This is a genomic window from Alteromonas sp. AWQ4_252 (genome assembly GCF_056158205.1).
The window spans coordinates 3773187-3787579 of sequence record NZ_JBSWSV010000001.1 but is presented as its reverse complement, the minus strand read 5'-3'; the positions used below and the strand labels follow the sequence as shown (position 1 = coordinate 3787579).

General features: G+C 44.5%; 12 protein-coding genes. 8 read left to right on the top strand and 4 right to left on the bottom strand.

Annotated elements, in window-relative coordinates:
* Positions 1–15 precede the first annotated feature (15 nt).
* The 4 genes from ACXACM_RS16660 to ACXACM_RS16645 are packed head-to-tail and all read right to left on the bottom strand — an operon-like array spanning position 16 to position 4773.
* Positions 16–1695, bottom strand: coding sequence for a TIGR03016 family PEP-CTERM system-associated outer membrane protein (locus ACXACM_RS16660; RefSeq protein ID WP_474823140.1), 1680 nt, complete (start codon positions 1693–1695; stop codon positions 16–18).
* Positions 1661–2584 (bottom strand): XrtA-associated tyrosine autokinase, encoded by a 924-nt coding sequence (locus ACXACM_RS16655; protein WP_474823138.1) that lies wholly within the window; start codon positions 2582–2584, stop codon positions 1661–1663. The genes ACXACM_RS16660 and ACXACM_RS16655 overlap by 35 nt, the downstream gene beginning before the upstream one ends.
* On the bottom strand, positions 2584–4161 hold the full coding sequence (locus ACXACM_RS16650) for an XrtA system polysaccharide chain length determinant (protein ID WP_474823137.1): 1578 nt from the start codon (positions 4159–4161) through the stop codon (positions 2584–2586). The genes ACXACM_RS16655 and ACXACM_RS16650 overlap by 1 nt, the downstream gene beginning before the upstream one ends.
* A 24-nt stretch (positions 4162–4185) precedes the next feature.
* Entirely contained in the window at positions 4186–4773 is a 588-nt protein-coding gene (locus tag ACXACM_RS16645) for an XrtA/PEP-CTERM system exopolysaccharide export protein (protein WP_474824400.1), read from the bottom strand.
* Between the two features lie 198 nt (positions 4774–4971).
* Between ACXACM_RS16645 and ACXACM_RS16640 the strand changes: the two genes are divergently transcribed.
* The 8 genes from ACXACM_RS16640 to ACXACM_RS16605 are packed head-to-tail and all read left to right on the top strand — an operon-like array spanning position 4972 to position 14392.
* Positions 4972–6384 carry a TIGR03013 family XrtA/PEP-CTERM system glycosyltransferase gene (locus ACXACM_RS16640; protein WP_474823136.1) on the top strand — a complete coding sequence of 471 codons (1413 nt, stop codon included), beginning with the start codon at positions 4972–4974 and terminating at the stop codon, positions 6382–6384.
* Positions 6385–6438: 54 nt separating this feature from the next.
* Positions 6439–7875 (top strand): exosortase, encoded by a 1437-nt coding sequence (xrt, locus tag ACXACM_RS16635; RefSeq protein ID WP_474823134.1) that lies wholly within the window; start codon positions 6439–6441, stop codon positions 7873–7875.
* Positions 7875–8960: a GNAT family N-acetyltransferase gene (locus tag ACXACM_RS16630; protein ID WP_474823133.1), complete on the top strand. Its 1086-nt coding sequence runs from the start codon at positions 7875–7877 to the stop codon at positions 8958–8960. Before xrt ends, ACXACM_RS16630 begins: the two co-directional genes overlap by 1 nt.
* Positions 8957–10300 carry an O-antigen ligase family protein gene (locus ACXACM_RS16625; RefSeq protein ID WP_474823132.1) on the top strand — a complete coding sequence of 448 codons (1344 nt, stop codon included), beginning with the start codon at positions 8957–8959 and terminating at the stop codon, positions 10298–10300. The genes ACXACM_RS16630 and ACXACM_RS16625 overlap by 4 nt, the downstream gene beginning before the upstream one ends.
* A 5-nt stretch (positions 10301–10305) precedes the next feature.
* A complete protein-coding gene (locus ACXACM_RS16620) occupies positions 10306–11235 on the top strand; it encodes a glycosyltransferase family 2 protein (protein ID WP_474823130.1) in 930 nt (309 codons plus the stop codon).
* A gap of 8 nt (positions 11236–11243) precedes the next feature.
* Positions 11244–12191 carry a sulfotransferase family protein gene (locus ACXACM_RS16615; RefSeq protein ID WP_474823129.1) on the top strand — a complete coding sequence of 316 codons (948 nt, stop codon included), beginning with the start codon at positions 11244–11246 and terminating at the stop codon, positions 12189–12191.
* Between the two features lie 3 nt (positions 12192–12194).
* Entirely contained in the window at positions 12195–13631 is a 1437-nt protein-coding gene (locus ACXACM_RS16610) for a lipopolysaccharide biosynthesis protein (protein ID WP_474823128.1), read from the top strand.
* A complete protein-coding gene (locus tag ACXACM_RS16605; protein WP_474823126.1) occupies positions 13628–14392 on the top strand; it encodes a sulfotransferase family 2 domain-containing protein in 765 nt (254 codons plus the stop codon). The genes ACXACM_RS16610 and ACXACM_RS16605 overlap by 4 nt, the downstream gene beginning before the upstream one ends.
* Position 14393: the final 1 nt, after the last annotated feature.

Below are 14393 nucleotides of genomic sequence, written 5' to 3'. Positions count from 1 at the left end.
GGCGTTTTTTCATTTCTATTTGAAGTCGTATCGAACTGTAAGAGTAATTCTACGCTCGTCATACTCGGGGCCGTAAACACCTGAATTTAACGTACCAGATCGGCTTATATAGTTAAATTTTAAATCACCAGATAAATACTGGCCGAATTTGCGTTTCATTCCCACAGAGCCAAACCACTGCTCACTGTCAGTCTCACCCGTTGTTGGCGTTTCTTGTTCAATGATTCCGTATCGCACATTGGCCAGGAGATCTGTGTGTCGACTTAACTGATAACTGCTATCGACGCCCACAGAGTAGTTCTTTCTTTGCCGGTCGAACTCAAGGTAGTCATCATCTGCATATTGGGCATTAAACGCTAGTGTCAGCCTGCGCCCTTGTAAGCCAAGTTGTGCAATACCGGCTTTGCGCAAAATAATAGCGTTAGTAAGCTCTAAACCAGTTGTGATGATTTGCAAAACTTGTTCGTCATCAGCGGGTTCATAGTCCAGGGAGCTAGGCTGAAAACACGCATCAATAGAGAAGTTGCCTGCCGGGCATACAAATACGCCAAGGGTTTGTGGTGTCGCTGCCAACTGAGAGTAGGAGGTCACCTGCTCAGAATAACTAAGTACGCCCCGCACTTTCTTCGACGCATAATTAAGCGAAGCGCTGGCTGACTTACCGTAGAAACGTTTGCCGTAAGATGCCTGGATGTTTGTGCGTGGTGTAATGGCCCACATAGCATCGAGGCCGACAAAAGTATCGCCATCATCTCTTTCTACATCTGAATCAATCGTATTAGCTGTTACGGAAACATAACGCTGTTCAGACAAGCGGTAGGTCAAACCTACACCATAGCTTTTAAAATCGCGATCGTTGGAAAATTCATCATTGCGATCAGCTAACTCGTTAGCATCGTAGGTTGCTGTAAAACGCACAGCCCAGGGTTGATAGAGTACTGTATCGAGATAGCCGGTTGCATACTTACCTGTGTAGTCACCGTTAGCTGATTCATCACGCTCAATCTCATTGTAATTACCCTGAATCATCCAGAAATAATCGTCGGCATCATTTCCGCTGGTAAGCACAAATGTGCCAGTGAGCGTATCATTATTCACACCGGTGGTATTTCGAAATTCGTTTTCCTGCCCGTCAATTGTGGAATAGGTGAGTGAGGCATTACCGGCAATCAAGTCGCCCTTCGGAAGGGTGAGAATGGTACTGTAACTCTGTGTATCAATGCGCGCCAGTGAATCTGCGTTTAAAAAGTAATCTGACACCAAAAAGTCGTTACCCGTGCTATCGAGGTAACGTTGTGTACCCTGAGTTTGAAACGTCAGGATATGTTCAATTGGTTGCCAACTTAAATTGTAGCTGTATTCGGCAAAAGTATCTTTGCGGCTGGCGTCATCTGAATCACGTTCTAGCTGGGTCACACTGCCGTTAAAAATACCGTTTAGTGATTTTGTCTTCAGTAACGCAGTGACCTCCGGCTTCACCGAATAGGTTACAAGTTCCTCGTCCCTGACTTCAGAGTGTCGGTTTTGAAGCATAGTTGACCCTTCCAGCGACGCTGAAAAATCAATGCCTTTCGCCACGCTGAAATGAGAGATCATCGCCAGTGACAGCGGAGTAAGCGCCACCAGCCACTTTTTGTTGTCTCTTCTTGCTAATCGCATATTAGGAATCTTGCCTTTCCGAGTAATAATATCCATAGTAGCCGGTTCCATCCGAATCTTTGTGCACAGATTTGTTAACCACAAATCCAATAGCCATGTCGGGATTAAGACGTTCGACAGCGTGCCGTACATCGTTTAGCTTCGACTTACCTTCTTCAACTACCACCACAGCCTGGCCAGCAAAATTAGCTAACACGGCCGTTTCTGTTATACCGATCAATGGAGGGGTATCGAAAACCACGATTCGATCGGAATAGCGATTAGCAAACTCATTGACTGTTTCGGCCATTTTTCGGCTGGCGAGTAACTCGGTAGTTAAATGGTGAGATTTACCTGCCGGGATAATTTTCAGCTTCTCGATGTTGGTGGGGTAAAGTACATCCGAAATGTCTTCTACCTCGCCGGTAAGGTATTCAATTAAACCACGTCGTTTCTCAAGACCTAAGGTATTGAGTACGTTGGGCTTTAGTACATCTGCATCGACTAAAAGAACTGTTTTATCCTGTTCAGCAGCAATACTCATTGCCAGGTTGCAGGCGGTGAAGGTCTTACCTTCTGAGGGCCGGCCACTGGTTACCATTATAATGTTGCTGTTTTGCAACGTAGAGGCGAGAGGGCCAAACGCATTGTTAAGCAACTTTCGCTTGATCTCACGATATTCTTCGTTAATCTTTTTGCGTGTGCCAAACATGGAAATATGGCCATTCTGTTCGAGTCTATCGAGGTCGAGATTGAATGGCTCTAGTGCAGTCGCCTGACCTGGAGCGGCCGTCGACTGCTCGGGAGGCACAGCCGCGCGTTCTGAGACAGTTGAAGCCGCTTTTTGCTGCGAAGCTTCGATAGTACTTTGCGACTGCTCTTCTGCCTTTTTCTTCTGTTGGGCTTCACGCTGACGTTGAAGCGCTTTTTCAATAGTACTGCTCATTACAATACACTCCGCAGTAAATCAATATTCAGCAACTCAGCGCCAACCAATACACCATATACCATCACTAATGTGCCGGACGATAGCAAAAATATCGCCATCCGCATTCTGTTCGATTTGTTAATTTTGTCGATGTGAAGGTGGGTAACTGTACCCCATACCGGAAAGTCCGTAGTTTGTTGAAGCTGTGAAGCTCTGATAAGCAATGGCGAAAGCTGACTGAACAAAAACGCAAGGCCAGTACCAATACCAAAACTAAGTAGTAACACCAGGGTGTAAAACAAGATACGATAGGGTCCGGAAGGTTGGTTTGGCTCTAAAGGCGGCTCGATAATTCGGAATTGAAGCTCTTCAGCAGAGACATCAGCCCTTCTCGACAGGTCAGCAGATTCTCTTCGGGCAAGCAACTCTTCGTATTTCTTTTTGGTAATATCGTAGTCACGGTTTAACGACGCTGATTCTGCTTCAATTTGTGGGACCAAATCGATTTTAGATTCCAATGCTGCGATGCGTCGCTGCAAGTCTTGCTCTTTTACTTGTAAAGCAGCAATTAAACTTTGGTGGCGGCTGATTTCAAGTTTTATTTCCTGATTCAGTTCGCTCATTGGCACGTCATCGGCCCCATCTCCGTCACCGGAATTGAGGAAATCGTTAATCTCTTTCTTGCGCGCTTCTTCCAGGTTCGCTAACAACGCCTTGGTTTCAATCACGTCAGGGTGTTGTTCAGTGAATCTAAGCTGCAAGCTGTCAAGTTGCTCTTCCAGAGACTTAATACGCTCATCATAACGGGTACGGAGAACGGATTCTGTCTCGTTGGTAACACCGAAACTGTCGCCAGCATTTTTTGCCCGCGACAGCTGATTGTTCAGAGAGTCAACCTGCTGCTTGGTTTGTTTGATTTGCAGGCGCGTTGCCTCCAAATCATTACTCAAGGTTTGCAAGGTAGAATAGAAGGTACCCTGTAACGGCAAAATGTTGCTGTACTGACGCTTGAAATCAGCCAAACGCTGTTCGGCTTCAGACAGTCGTGATTCGTACTCAGCAATTTGCTCGTCTAAAAATCGGTTTGCTGTATCTGTGTCTCGCCTGTTGTTACCTAAAGCACCTTCTACAAACAAATTTAACGTTTCCTGAACGACGGTTTGCGCCATCGCAGGATTTTTGTTTTCGTAGGAAATAGTGAATATGTTGTCACGACCCGTGGAGCGCAGTTGGATCTGCGCAGTTAACCCATCAATTAATGCGTCAAACTCTTTGTCGTTTGTCGTCGTGAGATCCAGATCACTTTCTCTGGCAATAGTTTCAACATTCGACCTGCTGAGAAGGGTTTTTGCCATCATCTGAATCTCCTGATCGGGATCAGATTGAATGGCAAGCCCTTTCAACAATGGTTGAAGAACAGAACGGGTGTCGACGTACACAACTGCCTGTGAACGATAAACATCCGGTAAAAGCGCAATATAGGCAAAACCAATTGGACACAAAATCCAAGTGCATACCATAATAAGACGCTTTTTAACCCAAATTCCCTTTAAATAGTCACTCAGCTGACCGAGGGTACGCTGTAAATCCTGCATTTGTTATTCCAACTACCTGTACGACTAGAACCAAGCTTCTGGAATGATAACAATATCACCAGGCAAAATGTCGACATTTTTGGAGATGTCACCATCGCGGATTAAATCGTCGATGTTAACGTCGAAGGTTTTCTGACGACCGTCGATAACGCGTACAAGTTTTGCATCATTACCATTGGCAAACTCGGTCAGACCGCCTACGGCAATCATTAAATCGAGCAATGTCATATTCTCAGAATAACTGATAGCCCGAGGGTTCGCAGCTTCACCAATTACACGGACTTGCTCACTCAGGGGGCCAGCAAAATTATTAACGCTTACCGTTACCCGAGGGTTGTTGATAAACGTGGAAAGTTGCTCTTCCAGTTCTCTTGCGAGCATGGAAGGGGTTTTCCCTGCAACATCCACATCCTCAACCAACGACGTGGTGACTTTACCATCGGGACGGACAATAAATTGCCCGGATATCTCAGGGTTCCGCCAAACAAATATCGTCAGCGAATCACCTGGACCGATGAGGTATTGGTAATCGTTGACGTTAGTTGTCATTGAGGGGTGAGCCGTTGCCTCAGGCAACGATGAGTGGCTTGTGCATCCAGAAAGGGCTGTCATCGCGCCGACAACCGTCAAACTTAAAACGTGTTTATACCAGTACATGAGAGTTCATCCTACACTCGATATGATTAATTTTTTTGCCTTGATGTAATTTACCCTACGGCAAATACCACTATAATGCCAACATCTTATGTAGTCTATTACAATAATAACCTTTATTATGAACAAAGATGTTGCAGTATTAGGGAGCCAAGGGTGGCTATAAACAAACATAATCAAAGTAAACGGTCGAATATCCTTGTTGTCACAGAGGCTCTGCTCATTGCGTACATGGGCTATATCACCCAGTTTATACTGGTGCAGATAGGTTTAAGTGAGCCTGTCACAATTGAAAAGCTTGTGGTCAATGTGGGCATGTTAACAGTGAGTATTTTATTGTGCTCATTGTCTGTCGGGCTATATGAAGCAAAGCTTCGGGAGACTTTCCGCGGTATCATCCGGCGTATATTTGTCAGTGTCGGTCTGAGCTATTTTCTCGTTGAAGTGATCAGTCGGGCGCTGTTTGACGAACTTGTCATGCACTCTTACTTCCTGCCAGCTGCGGTGTCGAGCATTATCATAACGCTGGTAGTATTTCGTTATTTCACTAATCGCCTTGGGCTTTTAGGTCTTGGCAAAGTGCGTATCGTGGTGCTTGGTGCCGGCGAGCGTGCATCAATCATTGAAAAACGCATGCGACGGGATGTAGACCGTATAGGATTTGATCTTATGGGATTTATTCCCATACCTGGTGACAACCGCGAAGATGGCATTAAGAGAGAAAAGATCATGCACGTTAAAGTGGATGAAAATTTTCAGCAGTTCATCGCCGAAAATGAGATTGAAGAAATTGTCATCGCCTGTGACCAGCGCCGTGGAACCTTGCCCATCGATGTTTTGTTTGAATGTCGGTTACGGGGTATTGAAGTAACTGATTTGCTCGATTTCATGGAGCGGGAAACCGGACAAATTGTGGTGAATCTGATGTATCCGAGCTGGGTTATATACTCGAACGGTTTTCACAGTCAGAACTATCTGCGCGACGCCCTGGATTACCTGTTGAACGCTTTTCTCGCCTCTTTTGTGTTTCTCTTCGCCTGGCCTTTTATGCTTATCACCGCCATTATTATCTGGCTTGATGATGGTCGCAGAACGGGTGCATCTGTATTTTACAAACAAGAGCGCGTTGGGCTAAACGGTAAGCTATTCAAAATTATTAAGTTCAGAAGTATGCGTCCTGATGCCGAGAAAGACGGCGCAAAATGGGCCAGTAAGAACGATGACAGGGTTACCCGAATAGGTCATTTCATCCGCAAATATCGGGTGGACGAATTGCCACAGCTGTTTAATGTGTTTAAAGGCGAAATGGCTTTTATCGGACCTCGCCCGGAACGGCCGGAATTTGTAGAAAAGCTGGTACGTGAAGTGCCGTATTACAATCAAAGGCACAATGTAAAACCAGGCCTTGCGGGCTGGGCACAGCTTAATTACCCTTACGGTGCCAGCGTTGAAGATTCCATGGAAAAGCTCAAATTTGACCTTTACTATGTGAAACATCAAAGCTTGTTACTCGATATTCTAATCCTCATCCGTACAGTCGAGATCGTTCTGTTCGGAAAAGGCAGGTAAGGGCAATAATTTAAAGTACATGGAAGTAAGTAAATACAACAGGAATAGGAAATAATGAAAAATACAGGCAGTTTTTTTTCTTTTTTCACGCTGCATTCCGCTAAATGGCTATTTTGGGCGCCATTTGCTCTGGCGCTGATATGGGCTGTCGCTAATGCCCCAGTGATGGAAACCCTCTGGCGACATGGCTTTGACGATGGTACCTATAGCCATGGTTACCTCATTCCATTCATTTTTATTTATTTGCTCATTGTCCTAGCGAAAACCGGTCAATTAGTTGCACGCAAAACGCTCTTCGTACCCGCCATTGTGAGTGGGGCACTTTTAATTGGCGTTTATTTTGTGGCGTTGGCATCACAAGTCAGCTTGTTGGTGTGGGTGTTGTCATTGGCTTTACTCGCCAACGCGTATTGGCTGGTATTTCGTTTTTCCTGGGGCATGGCTTATTCTGTGGCCTTCCTGCTGTTCATGTATCCGCTATGGGGCTCTTTGCAGACAGCGTTACAGCAACTCTCCGTATTCGCAGTAATGAACATCATGGCCTATTCCGGCATTCCTACTTATGTAGAAGGCACCTCGGTGATGATACCTGCTGGAACGTTTGTCATTGCCGGTGGGTGTAGCGGGCTGCGTTATTTTCTCGTGTCTCTGGCTATCGGCTCGTTATTTGTGTTTTTAAATCTTCGAAATAAGGCCTCCATCGCTAAGTTTCTCGCTCTCGCTATAATCGGTGCATTGATAACAAATTGGATCCGTATCGTCGCTCTTATCGTTATCGGTCATGAATCGAATATGGAAAGTGAACTCATGCGAGATCACAACAATTTTGGTTGGTATATTTACGCACCGTTTGTAGTCCTGTTATTCTGGTTTGGTGAACGTTTAGCCAAGAAAGAACCCTCTGACCCCATGGCAGAAATTGAGCGTACAGAAACTCAATTCCTTTCGTCCAGTTGGAAAAAAACAGTGCCCGCAGCAATCGTACTTATTTTGCTGTCATCATCGGCCCTACATCTCAGCGTTTTTTCCCAGTCACAATTCGCTTCTGATGAATGTCAGGATGTTAGTGTTCTTGGGGATATCGCGCCTTTACTACCTTATAAGGCACAAAGCTGTGTTAAACCTGTAATAGTCGGTGGTTTGAGGGTTGACACCCTTTCTGTCAGATATAATGGCAGTGATCTCGATGGTAAACCTACACAATACCAAGTGCGTTACTTCCCCGAAGAGTGGCAGGTTATTCGTAAGTCCACCGAAGCTGGTTGGAATACGGTCACCACAGTGGAAGGACGAAATACGCACATGTTTGCCTGGCGTTTCGTTGTTGATGGTGAGAATACTGCCAGCGTTGTAGAGATGAAAAAGTTGCGTTTACAGAAAGCATTGAAAGGCGTTCGAGGGTCTGAGTTGGAATGGATGCACATCGAATGTGGCACCCGGTGCGAGCCAATGGGAACAACCTGGTTAGAAGCTGAAAAAGAAGTTTTCTAATGTCGGTGACTTGCGTGACTTCCTCAGAGGGTCTGACGCGACTTGGTTCAGCATGGGAAGCACTTTACCTGCAGGCCAGTAATGCCCACGTGTTTCTCAGCTTTGACTGGGTTCAAACCTGGCTTGAAGTTTACGATGGCATTGTTAAGTCCCAACTGGTTTATTGTTGTTGGCACGACAATACCCTGGTGGCTGTGTTACCTCTTTATCAATCTCGCCTAAACGGTTTGTGCTATTTCATCGGTACAGGAGAGCCAGAAGAGAGCGAGGTTTGCAGCGAATATCAGGATATTCTCGTGCATTCAGGCTTCGAGACTTATGCGTCTGAACTTCTCAAAACAGCAATGTCCGGTTATTTAAGAACCCTTGTGTTAACCAATGTCAGACAAGATGCCTGTTTACGTAATGCCATTCGCCAGATAGCTCAGCCTATACTTATCAACGAACAATCCAACGAGCGGCGTTATTTTGTTCCGTTAAAAGACCGCGATATCTCTTCCACTAAGCTTTACAAAAAAGCGAATCGTTATCTCAATGCTTTTTATCGGCAATCTCAAGCTACAATCAGGCACCCCAATTGTGAAGACGATATTGAAGAGCAATTTGAAAGACTTGTTGAATTGCACCGTCGCCGCTGGGCATCACGTCAGCACCAGATTATTTTTGATAACCCTCTGTTTTTACAGTTTCACACACGAGTCATCAAACGACTCTGGCGTAAAGAACGGGTTGTATTGACAGAAATTGCTGTGGCCGATGAAGTCATTGCCAGCTTTTATGGCTTTAAAGATGCGAAAAGTATATTTTTTTATCAAAGCGGTATAAATGATAAATTTAAACCGAACGTCTCGCCGGGTACTATAATGCACCTGATAGAAGCACAGGCTGCAGTTGAAAATCAACTCAGTGAGTATGATTTTCTCGGAAGCAAGCCTGAAAACACATATAAAAATCGCCTTACAGAACATAGTGAACCCTTGTTTCACATCGTATTGCACGCATCGAGGGCGGCACGACTGGTTAACAGGTTAATTGTGTTGAAGGCAAAAATTATTAATAAAATAAATAGGGTGTTAAACGGATGAAGGCTGTTCAGGCTGCAGGAGATGCGGTAAAAGTGCTCGAAGCAGAAGAAATTAACTCTACCTGCCGGGTAGGCTTTTTCTTTTTGTTGGTTTACACCATATTGGTGTTCCTGCGTCCCCATGAATGGCCCATGTTCGTTATTGAATTTCCGCTCCTTCGGATCTTTCTTATTCTTGCGTTTGTTAGTTATCTTCTGGCATTGACGCCCAAAATCTGGAATATACAGTGCACATTGCTACTGGGAATGTTTTTTGTCGTGGTGTTGTCAGAGTTTCGGGCGTTCCGTTTCTTTGCTAACTCCTTTGTTATGCAAGACTCTCTTGCGTCTAACTTTCTACCATTTCTACTTTATCTTGGTTTTTTACAAACCATAAAACGCCAACACTTGATCATGTGGGTTAGCATGGGCGCCGCCCTTGTGATGGTGCAACAGTCCTGGACACAAATCTCAGACCCGCTGGGCATCGGATGGGCTGAAGCTGCCATGCCCCGTGGCGACTCTCTTCAAGCACGATATGTGGGTATTTTTAATGACCCCAACGACATGGGCATGTTTCTGTTGATGAATATTCCCCTGGCTGCTTATTTCATGACCCAGGCCAAAAGCAAAATAATGAAGCTGTTGTACCTGGGCTGTATAGTCGCGTACCTGGCTGGTATTTATTGGAGCGCTAGCCGGGGTTCATTGGTCGGTACCTTTGTAGTATTCGTTGCGTTTTTTTATCTCCGATACGGTAAAATTAAAACGGTGTTCCTCACTTTAGTCACGTCACCTGCAGCTATTTTTGTGATGTCTAAATTTCGTACTATTTCCACCGATGATGAAAGCGCTGATGCCCGCCTTCAAGCATGGTACCAAGGAGTACAAATGTTCAAGTACCGTCCCTTATTCGGGATAGGAAAAGAGCAGTTTGTAATCTATCACGGCAAAACAGCTCACAACTCCTATGTACTTGCCTTCGCCGAATTAGGTATCAGTGGCTACATGTTATGGATGACATTTCTTGTCATGATTTTTGTAATGTTGCTACAAGTTCGAAAAATAGATATAAGCCGGGCAGCAAATAAAATGCTTTTCGCTAAAGAGCAAGCTGCTGCCGTTTATTTAATTATTTCCATGATAGGATATTGCGCGACAGCGTTCTTCATTAGCCGAACCTACATGCTTTTCTTCTATATATTCGCTGCTATGTGCGTGGCTTGTTATATTCGCGCAAGTCGACTACATCCTGACGTGGACTCGTCGATGTCATGGTCGTTATTTTTCAAATGTGCATTGGGGGCATTTTTGTCGCTTCCTGTTATGTACGTCATTATTGTCTTCTTGCTCAGGCTGTAAATTCTATGGATTATTCTGAAAAAGTCAGTGTCATTGTGCCGTTTTACAACGGCGGCGATACCATTAAAAAGACTCTCGAAGGCATCTTTGCACAAAGCTATAGCAACCTTGAAGTAGTACTCGTCAGTGATGGTTCGCCGGAACCCGTTGCGCCTCATTTAGTGCCGTTTAAAGACGAAAATCGGTTAGTTGTCATTGAGCAAGAAAATGGTGGCGTAGCAGGTGCCAGAAATACCGGTATCAAAGCTGCGTCGGGTGCGTTTATTGCCTTTTGTGACCAAGACGATATATGGCATAGCAATAAGCTGAGCGAACAAATGCCATTGTTTGAAAAGCCAAGCGTAGGATTGGTGTATACAGGCACAGAAGCCGTGAATACAAAAGGTCATTCAGAACTGATAATTCCGGCTCACGAGGGCCAATGTTTTTTTGCGCTGTGTAAAAAGAATTTTATCACCTGTTGCACAGTAGTTGTGCGTAAATCTCTTATCGAAAAAATTGGCTATTTTAATGCAGAGAGAGCGCTTCAGGGTGTTGACGACCGGTTTGTATGGATGAAACTAGCGAGGTTATGTGACTTCGCCGTGGTCAAAAAGCCCCTGGCGACCTATGTCATTCACGGTGGAAACTACTCATTAAACAATCGGAAAATGCTAAGCGCAGATGTGTATTGTATTACGACGCTTGCATCGCTTCCTGATTTAACCGCCGAGGAAAGCAATGCACTCTATGAAGCACTTACCCGTGTGTATATTCACTATGCCAATAATTTTCTCTACCGCAATGAAATTTCAGACGCTGCACGTTGCTACTTGAAAGCTTGGACTCGCAACAAACTATCATTGTCATGGCTTGTGACTGGCATATTGCTCTACATTGCTCCAGTAGGTGTTGTCAAACAGCTCAAACGTTTGCGTAAATCAGTTATATCTTAAGGATTATTGTGAAAGCCAAAGCTCTTATCATCATCGGTATGCACCGTAGTGGAACGTCTGCTGTGTCAGGCTCTCTGGCCGAGCAGGGGGTTTTTATGGGTGATTCCCTCTACGGACCGCAAAAAGAAGTCAACGAAAAAGGCTTTTACGAAAATTCAGCGTTAGTGCGTTTTAACGAGCGCCTATTTGACGTGTTGGGGTGGAGTTGGGATGATCCTTTAGCCAGCTGTCACCAATCTTTGAACATGGATGCCTTAGCTCCCTGGGTGGAACGCGGTGTGGCATTAGTGAAATCAGAATATGGTAAGCACGCTTACTGGGGGATGAAAGACCCAAGAACATCGTTGTTACTGCCTTTTTGGCATGCAGTACTCGAGAAGGCTGATGTGGAGCCACTATACATTGTTATGGTTCGCCGCCCCGTGGAAGTTGCAGGTTCGTTGGCTAAACGAGATGGGTTTTCTGAAGAAAAATCGCTGATGTTATGGATGAACTATACGTTGTCGAGTATGCGACATACTCAGCCAAAAAATCGTGTGGTGGTATTTTTCGACGCTTTGATGCAAAGCCCGGAATCGCAGATGGCACGTGTGTTTAAGGCTGCAGACATTAAACCAAACCAGAGTGAGGCTTCCACTTTTGTTGATACTCGTTTGATAAAGCAAAAAAACAATCTGGAACCCGAGAGTACACTTGGACAATTGAGTACCGCGGCGTTTAACGCCCTTGAGAATAATGAAAATATTCCAACTGAAGTACAGTTGCAGTATGACAGTTACGGCAACAGCTTATCAGCAGTATTGGCTGAGCATTTAAAAAGCGTAAAACAGTCGGAAATTTTTTATCGTCACCTGTTCTTTAAGTCTTATCGGTCACTATGGTGGAAGTTAAGCTTACCGATGAAAAAGGTAGAAGAAACTTTCCGTAAGATTTTCAGTATTGAACCAAGGATTTAGCCCATGCGCGATGAAGTACTTCGTTCTCTGAAATGGGTAGCGATAGGCAAAGCTCTTGGTCAAACCATTCGCTGGGGCACCACCATTTTCACCCTGCGACTATTGTTTCCAGAAGACTATACGGTTATCGCTCTGGGCTCTTTTTTTTCTGCTTTATTGTGGTCGGTAAGTACTGGCGGATTGGCATCTGCGGTTATTCGAGAGCCAAACCTTACGCCAGAAAAGCAATCTCAGTTTTATACTTTTATGATAATGGCCCATGTGTTTTTCTTTTTGCTTATGCAAGGAAGCGCGCCATTCATCAGCCGGTTTTATGATAACCCTGCCATTGAGGCTGTGCTTCAGGTTACCGCATTTAATTTCCTTATTGTGCTTGTTGGCTTTATGCAGCAAACCAAAATGAACAGGGAAATGAACTTTAAAAAGCTCTCCATGGTGGACGCGTTCAGCGAATCAGTTGGGTCGCTTGTTACGGTGGCAATGGCCTATGCCGATTACGGCTATTGGTCTATTGTGGTGGGGAATCTTGCATCGAGTGTACTTAAACAATGTAGTTATGTTGTAGTCGAGAAGAGCCGCGTTATTCCCGCGAAAATCACGTCAAGTATTACTGATATGCTGACGTTTGCAAAAAAAGCGTCTTTTTTAGGTCTCATGGCTCACCTTACGACAAACATCGATATTGCCATCGCTGGTATCGTGATGTCGCAATATGAGGTTGGCATTTATCAATTTGCTATTGTCGTTGCCATGATTCCTGCATCGAAAGTTATGCCGCTTATTCGGCAAGTCGCATTTCCTGCTTATGCAAAAATACAAGACGATCCAAAACGGCAATTACGTTACTTCCAAAAATCCCAGCGCCTAGCCTATCTTCTCTTTGTGCCTGTGTTCTGGGGCATGGCAGCATGTGCTACCGTGGCAACGCCATTAGTATTCGGAGATAAATGGGCCGAGGCAGGGACGGTGATCATGCTTTATTGTTTGTCCATGCCATTGCGTTCTGGTTATCAGATGTTTTCGCCTTTGTTGAAGTCCTCCGGCAAGCTAGACATCATGATCTCCAATATGTTTATGACTCTTGCTATTCTCATACCCTGTTTCTATTTTTTTGGAACTTCTCCGAGCAATATGGCACTAGCATGGTTGGTGGGTTTTTCCGTAACGTACATCATAACAACAGCGCGAGCGTGCTATGCCATTGGTCTCTCAGTTTCGTCTAAGTGGAAAAATATCGTATCTCCGTTTGCCGCTGGTGCAATAATGTTTGTGTTGGTTTACTTCGGTGGGGTTCAAATTCAATCTTTGGTTGGTAACCCATACATACTCTTGTTTGTACAAATTTCTCTCGGTGCCTTTTCTTACCTTGCTGTGCTAATGTGTATAAAACGCGAACTCGTTAGCGAATTAACATCATTAGCAAAGGGAAAAGTGAAATGATCGTGTGCGACACTTATAAATTTGTTTTCATTCAAAATAAGCAAACAGCCTGTACTGTGATCGCTAAAGAACTTGTTGAGAATTACGGAGGAAAACACGTATTGTCCAAGCATGACTCCGTTGACAAATTTATGAAAATTGCCACACCGGAGCAGAAAGGATATAAACGTGTCATAGGCGTTCGTAATCCATTGGACAAAACATTAGCCCAGTATTTCAAATATACCGCTGATCATCATGACTATTCTGACCCGGCAAACTGGGAAGAAAACGGCGGCTGGAGTCATCAGGCACAAGTTCAAGAGTTCATGGATGTCAATAAACAGAAAATAAGTTTTGAAGATTATTTCTGGAAATATCTTAATTACACTTACATGAATTTCTACTTCATTCCTGGTGTGTCTTACGATTTTGTGATGCGCTTTGAAAATTTGCAGAGTGATTTTGCCACAATGCTAAAAATCGTCGGAGCTGATCAAGTTCGGCCTCTTCCTGTCGGTAACAAAACGAACGTAGAGAAAAAGTCGTTCGAAGCTTATTATACAAATAGCGACATGCGCGCTGCGGCAGCTAAGAACTTTGGTCCGTTTATGAAACAAATGGGTTATTCCCTACCTGATGGTTGGGGTATAACACCCGTGACATCTGAGGTGAAATACAAATTATTGTGTCTGGCATCTTCTATCACGACAAAGTTTCCTTTCTTAGATCACAGGAAAGAACCAATTAGAACTATCAAACTTAAATTACGAGGTCGCTAAG

What these genes read in the sequence shown, in the direction of transcription:
- ACXACM_RS16630 (WP_474823133.1), top strand. Translation starts at nt 7,875, where the DNA reads ATGTCGGTGACTTGCGTGACTTCCTCAGAGGGTCTGACGCGACTTGGT.
- ACXACM_RS16605 (WP_474823126.1), top strand. Translation starts at nt 13,628, where the DNA reads ATGATCGTGTGCGACACTTATAAATTTGTTTTCATTCAAAATAAGCAA.
- ACXACM_RS16650 (WP_474823137.1), bottom strand. Translation starts at nt 4,161, where the DNA reads ATGCAGGATTTACAGCGTACCCTCGGTCAGCTGAGTGACTATTTAAAG.
- ACXACM_RS16620 (WP_474823130.1), top strand. Translation starts at nt 10,306, where the DNA reads ATGGATTATTCTGAAAAAGTCAGTGTCATTGTGCCGTTTTACAACGGC.
- ACXACM_RS16660 (WP_474823140.1), bottom strand. Translation starts at nt 1,695, where the DNA reads ATGGATATTATTACTCGGAAAGGCAAGATTCCTAATATGCGATTAGCA.
- ACXACM_RS16655 (WP_474823138.1), bottom strand. Translation starts at nt 2,584, where the DNA reads ATGAGCAGTACTATTGAAAAAGCGCTTCAACGTCAGCGTGAAGCCCAA.
- xrt (WP_474823134.1), top strand. Translation starts at nt 6,439, where the DNA reads ATGAAAAATACAGGCAGTTTTTTTTCTTTTTTCACGCTGCATTCCGCT.
- ACXACM_RS16610 (WP_474823128.1), top strand. Translation starts at nt 12,195, where the DNA reads ATGCGCGATGAAGTACTTCGTTCTCTGAAATGGGTAGCGATAGGCAAA.
- ACXACM_RS16645 (WP_474824400.1), bottom strand. Translation starts at nt 4,773, where the DNA reads ATGACAGCCCTTTCTGGATGCACAAGCCACTCATCGTTGCCTGAGGCA.
- ACXACM_RS16625 (WP_474823132.1), top strand. Translation starts at nt 8,957, where the DNA reads ATGAAGGCTGTTCAGGCTGCAGGAGATGCGGTAAAAGTGCTCGAAGCA.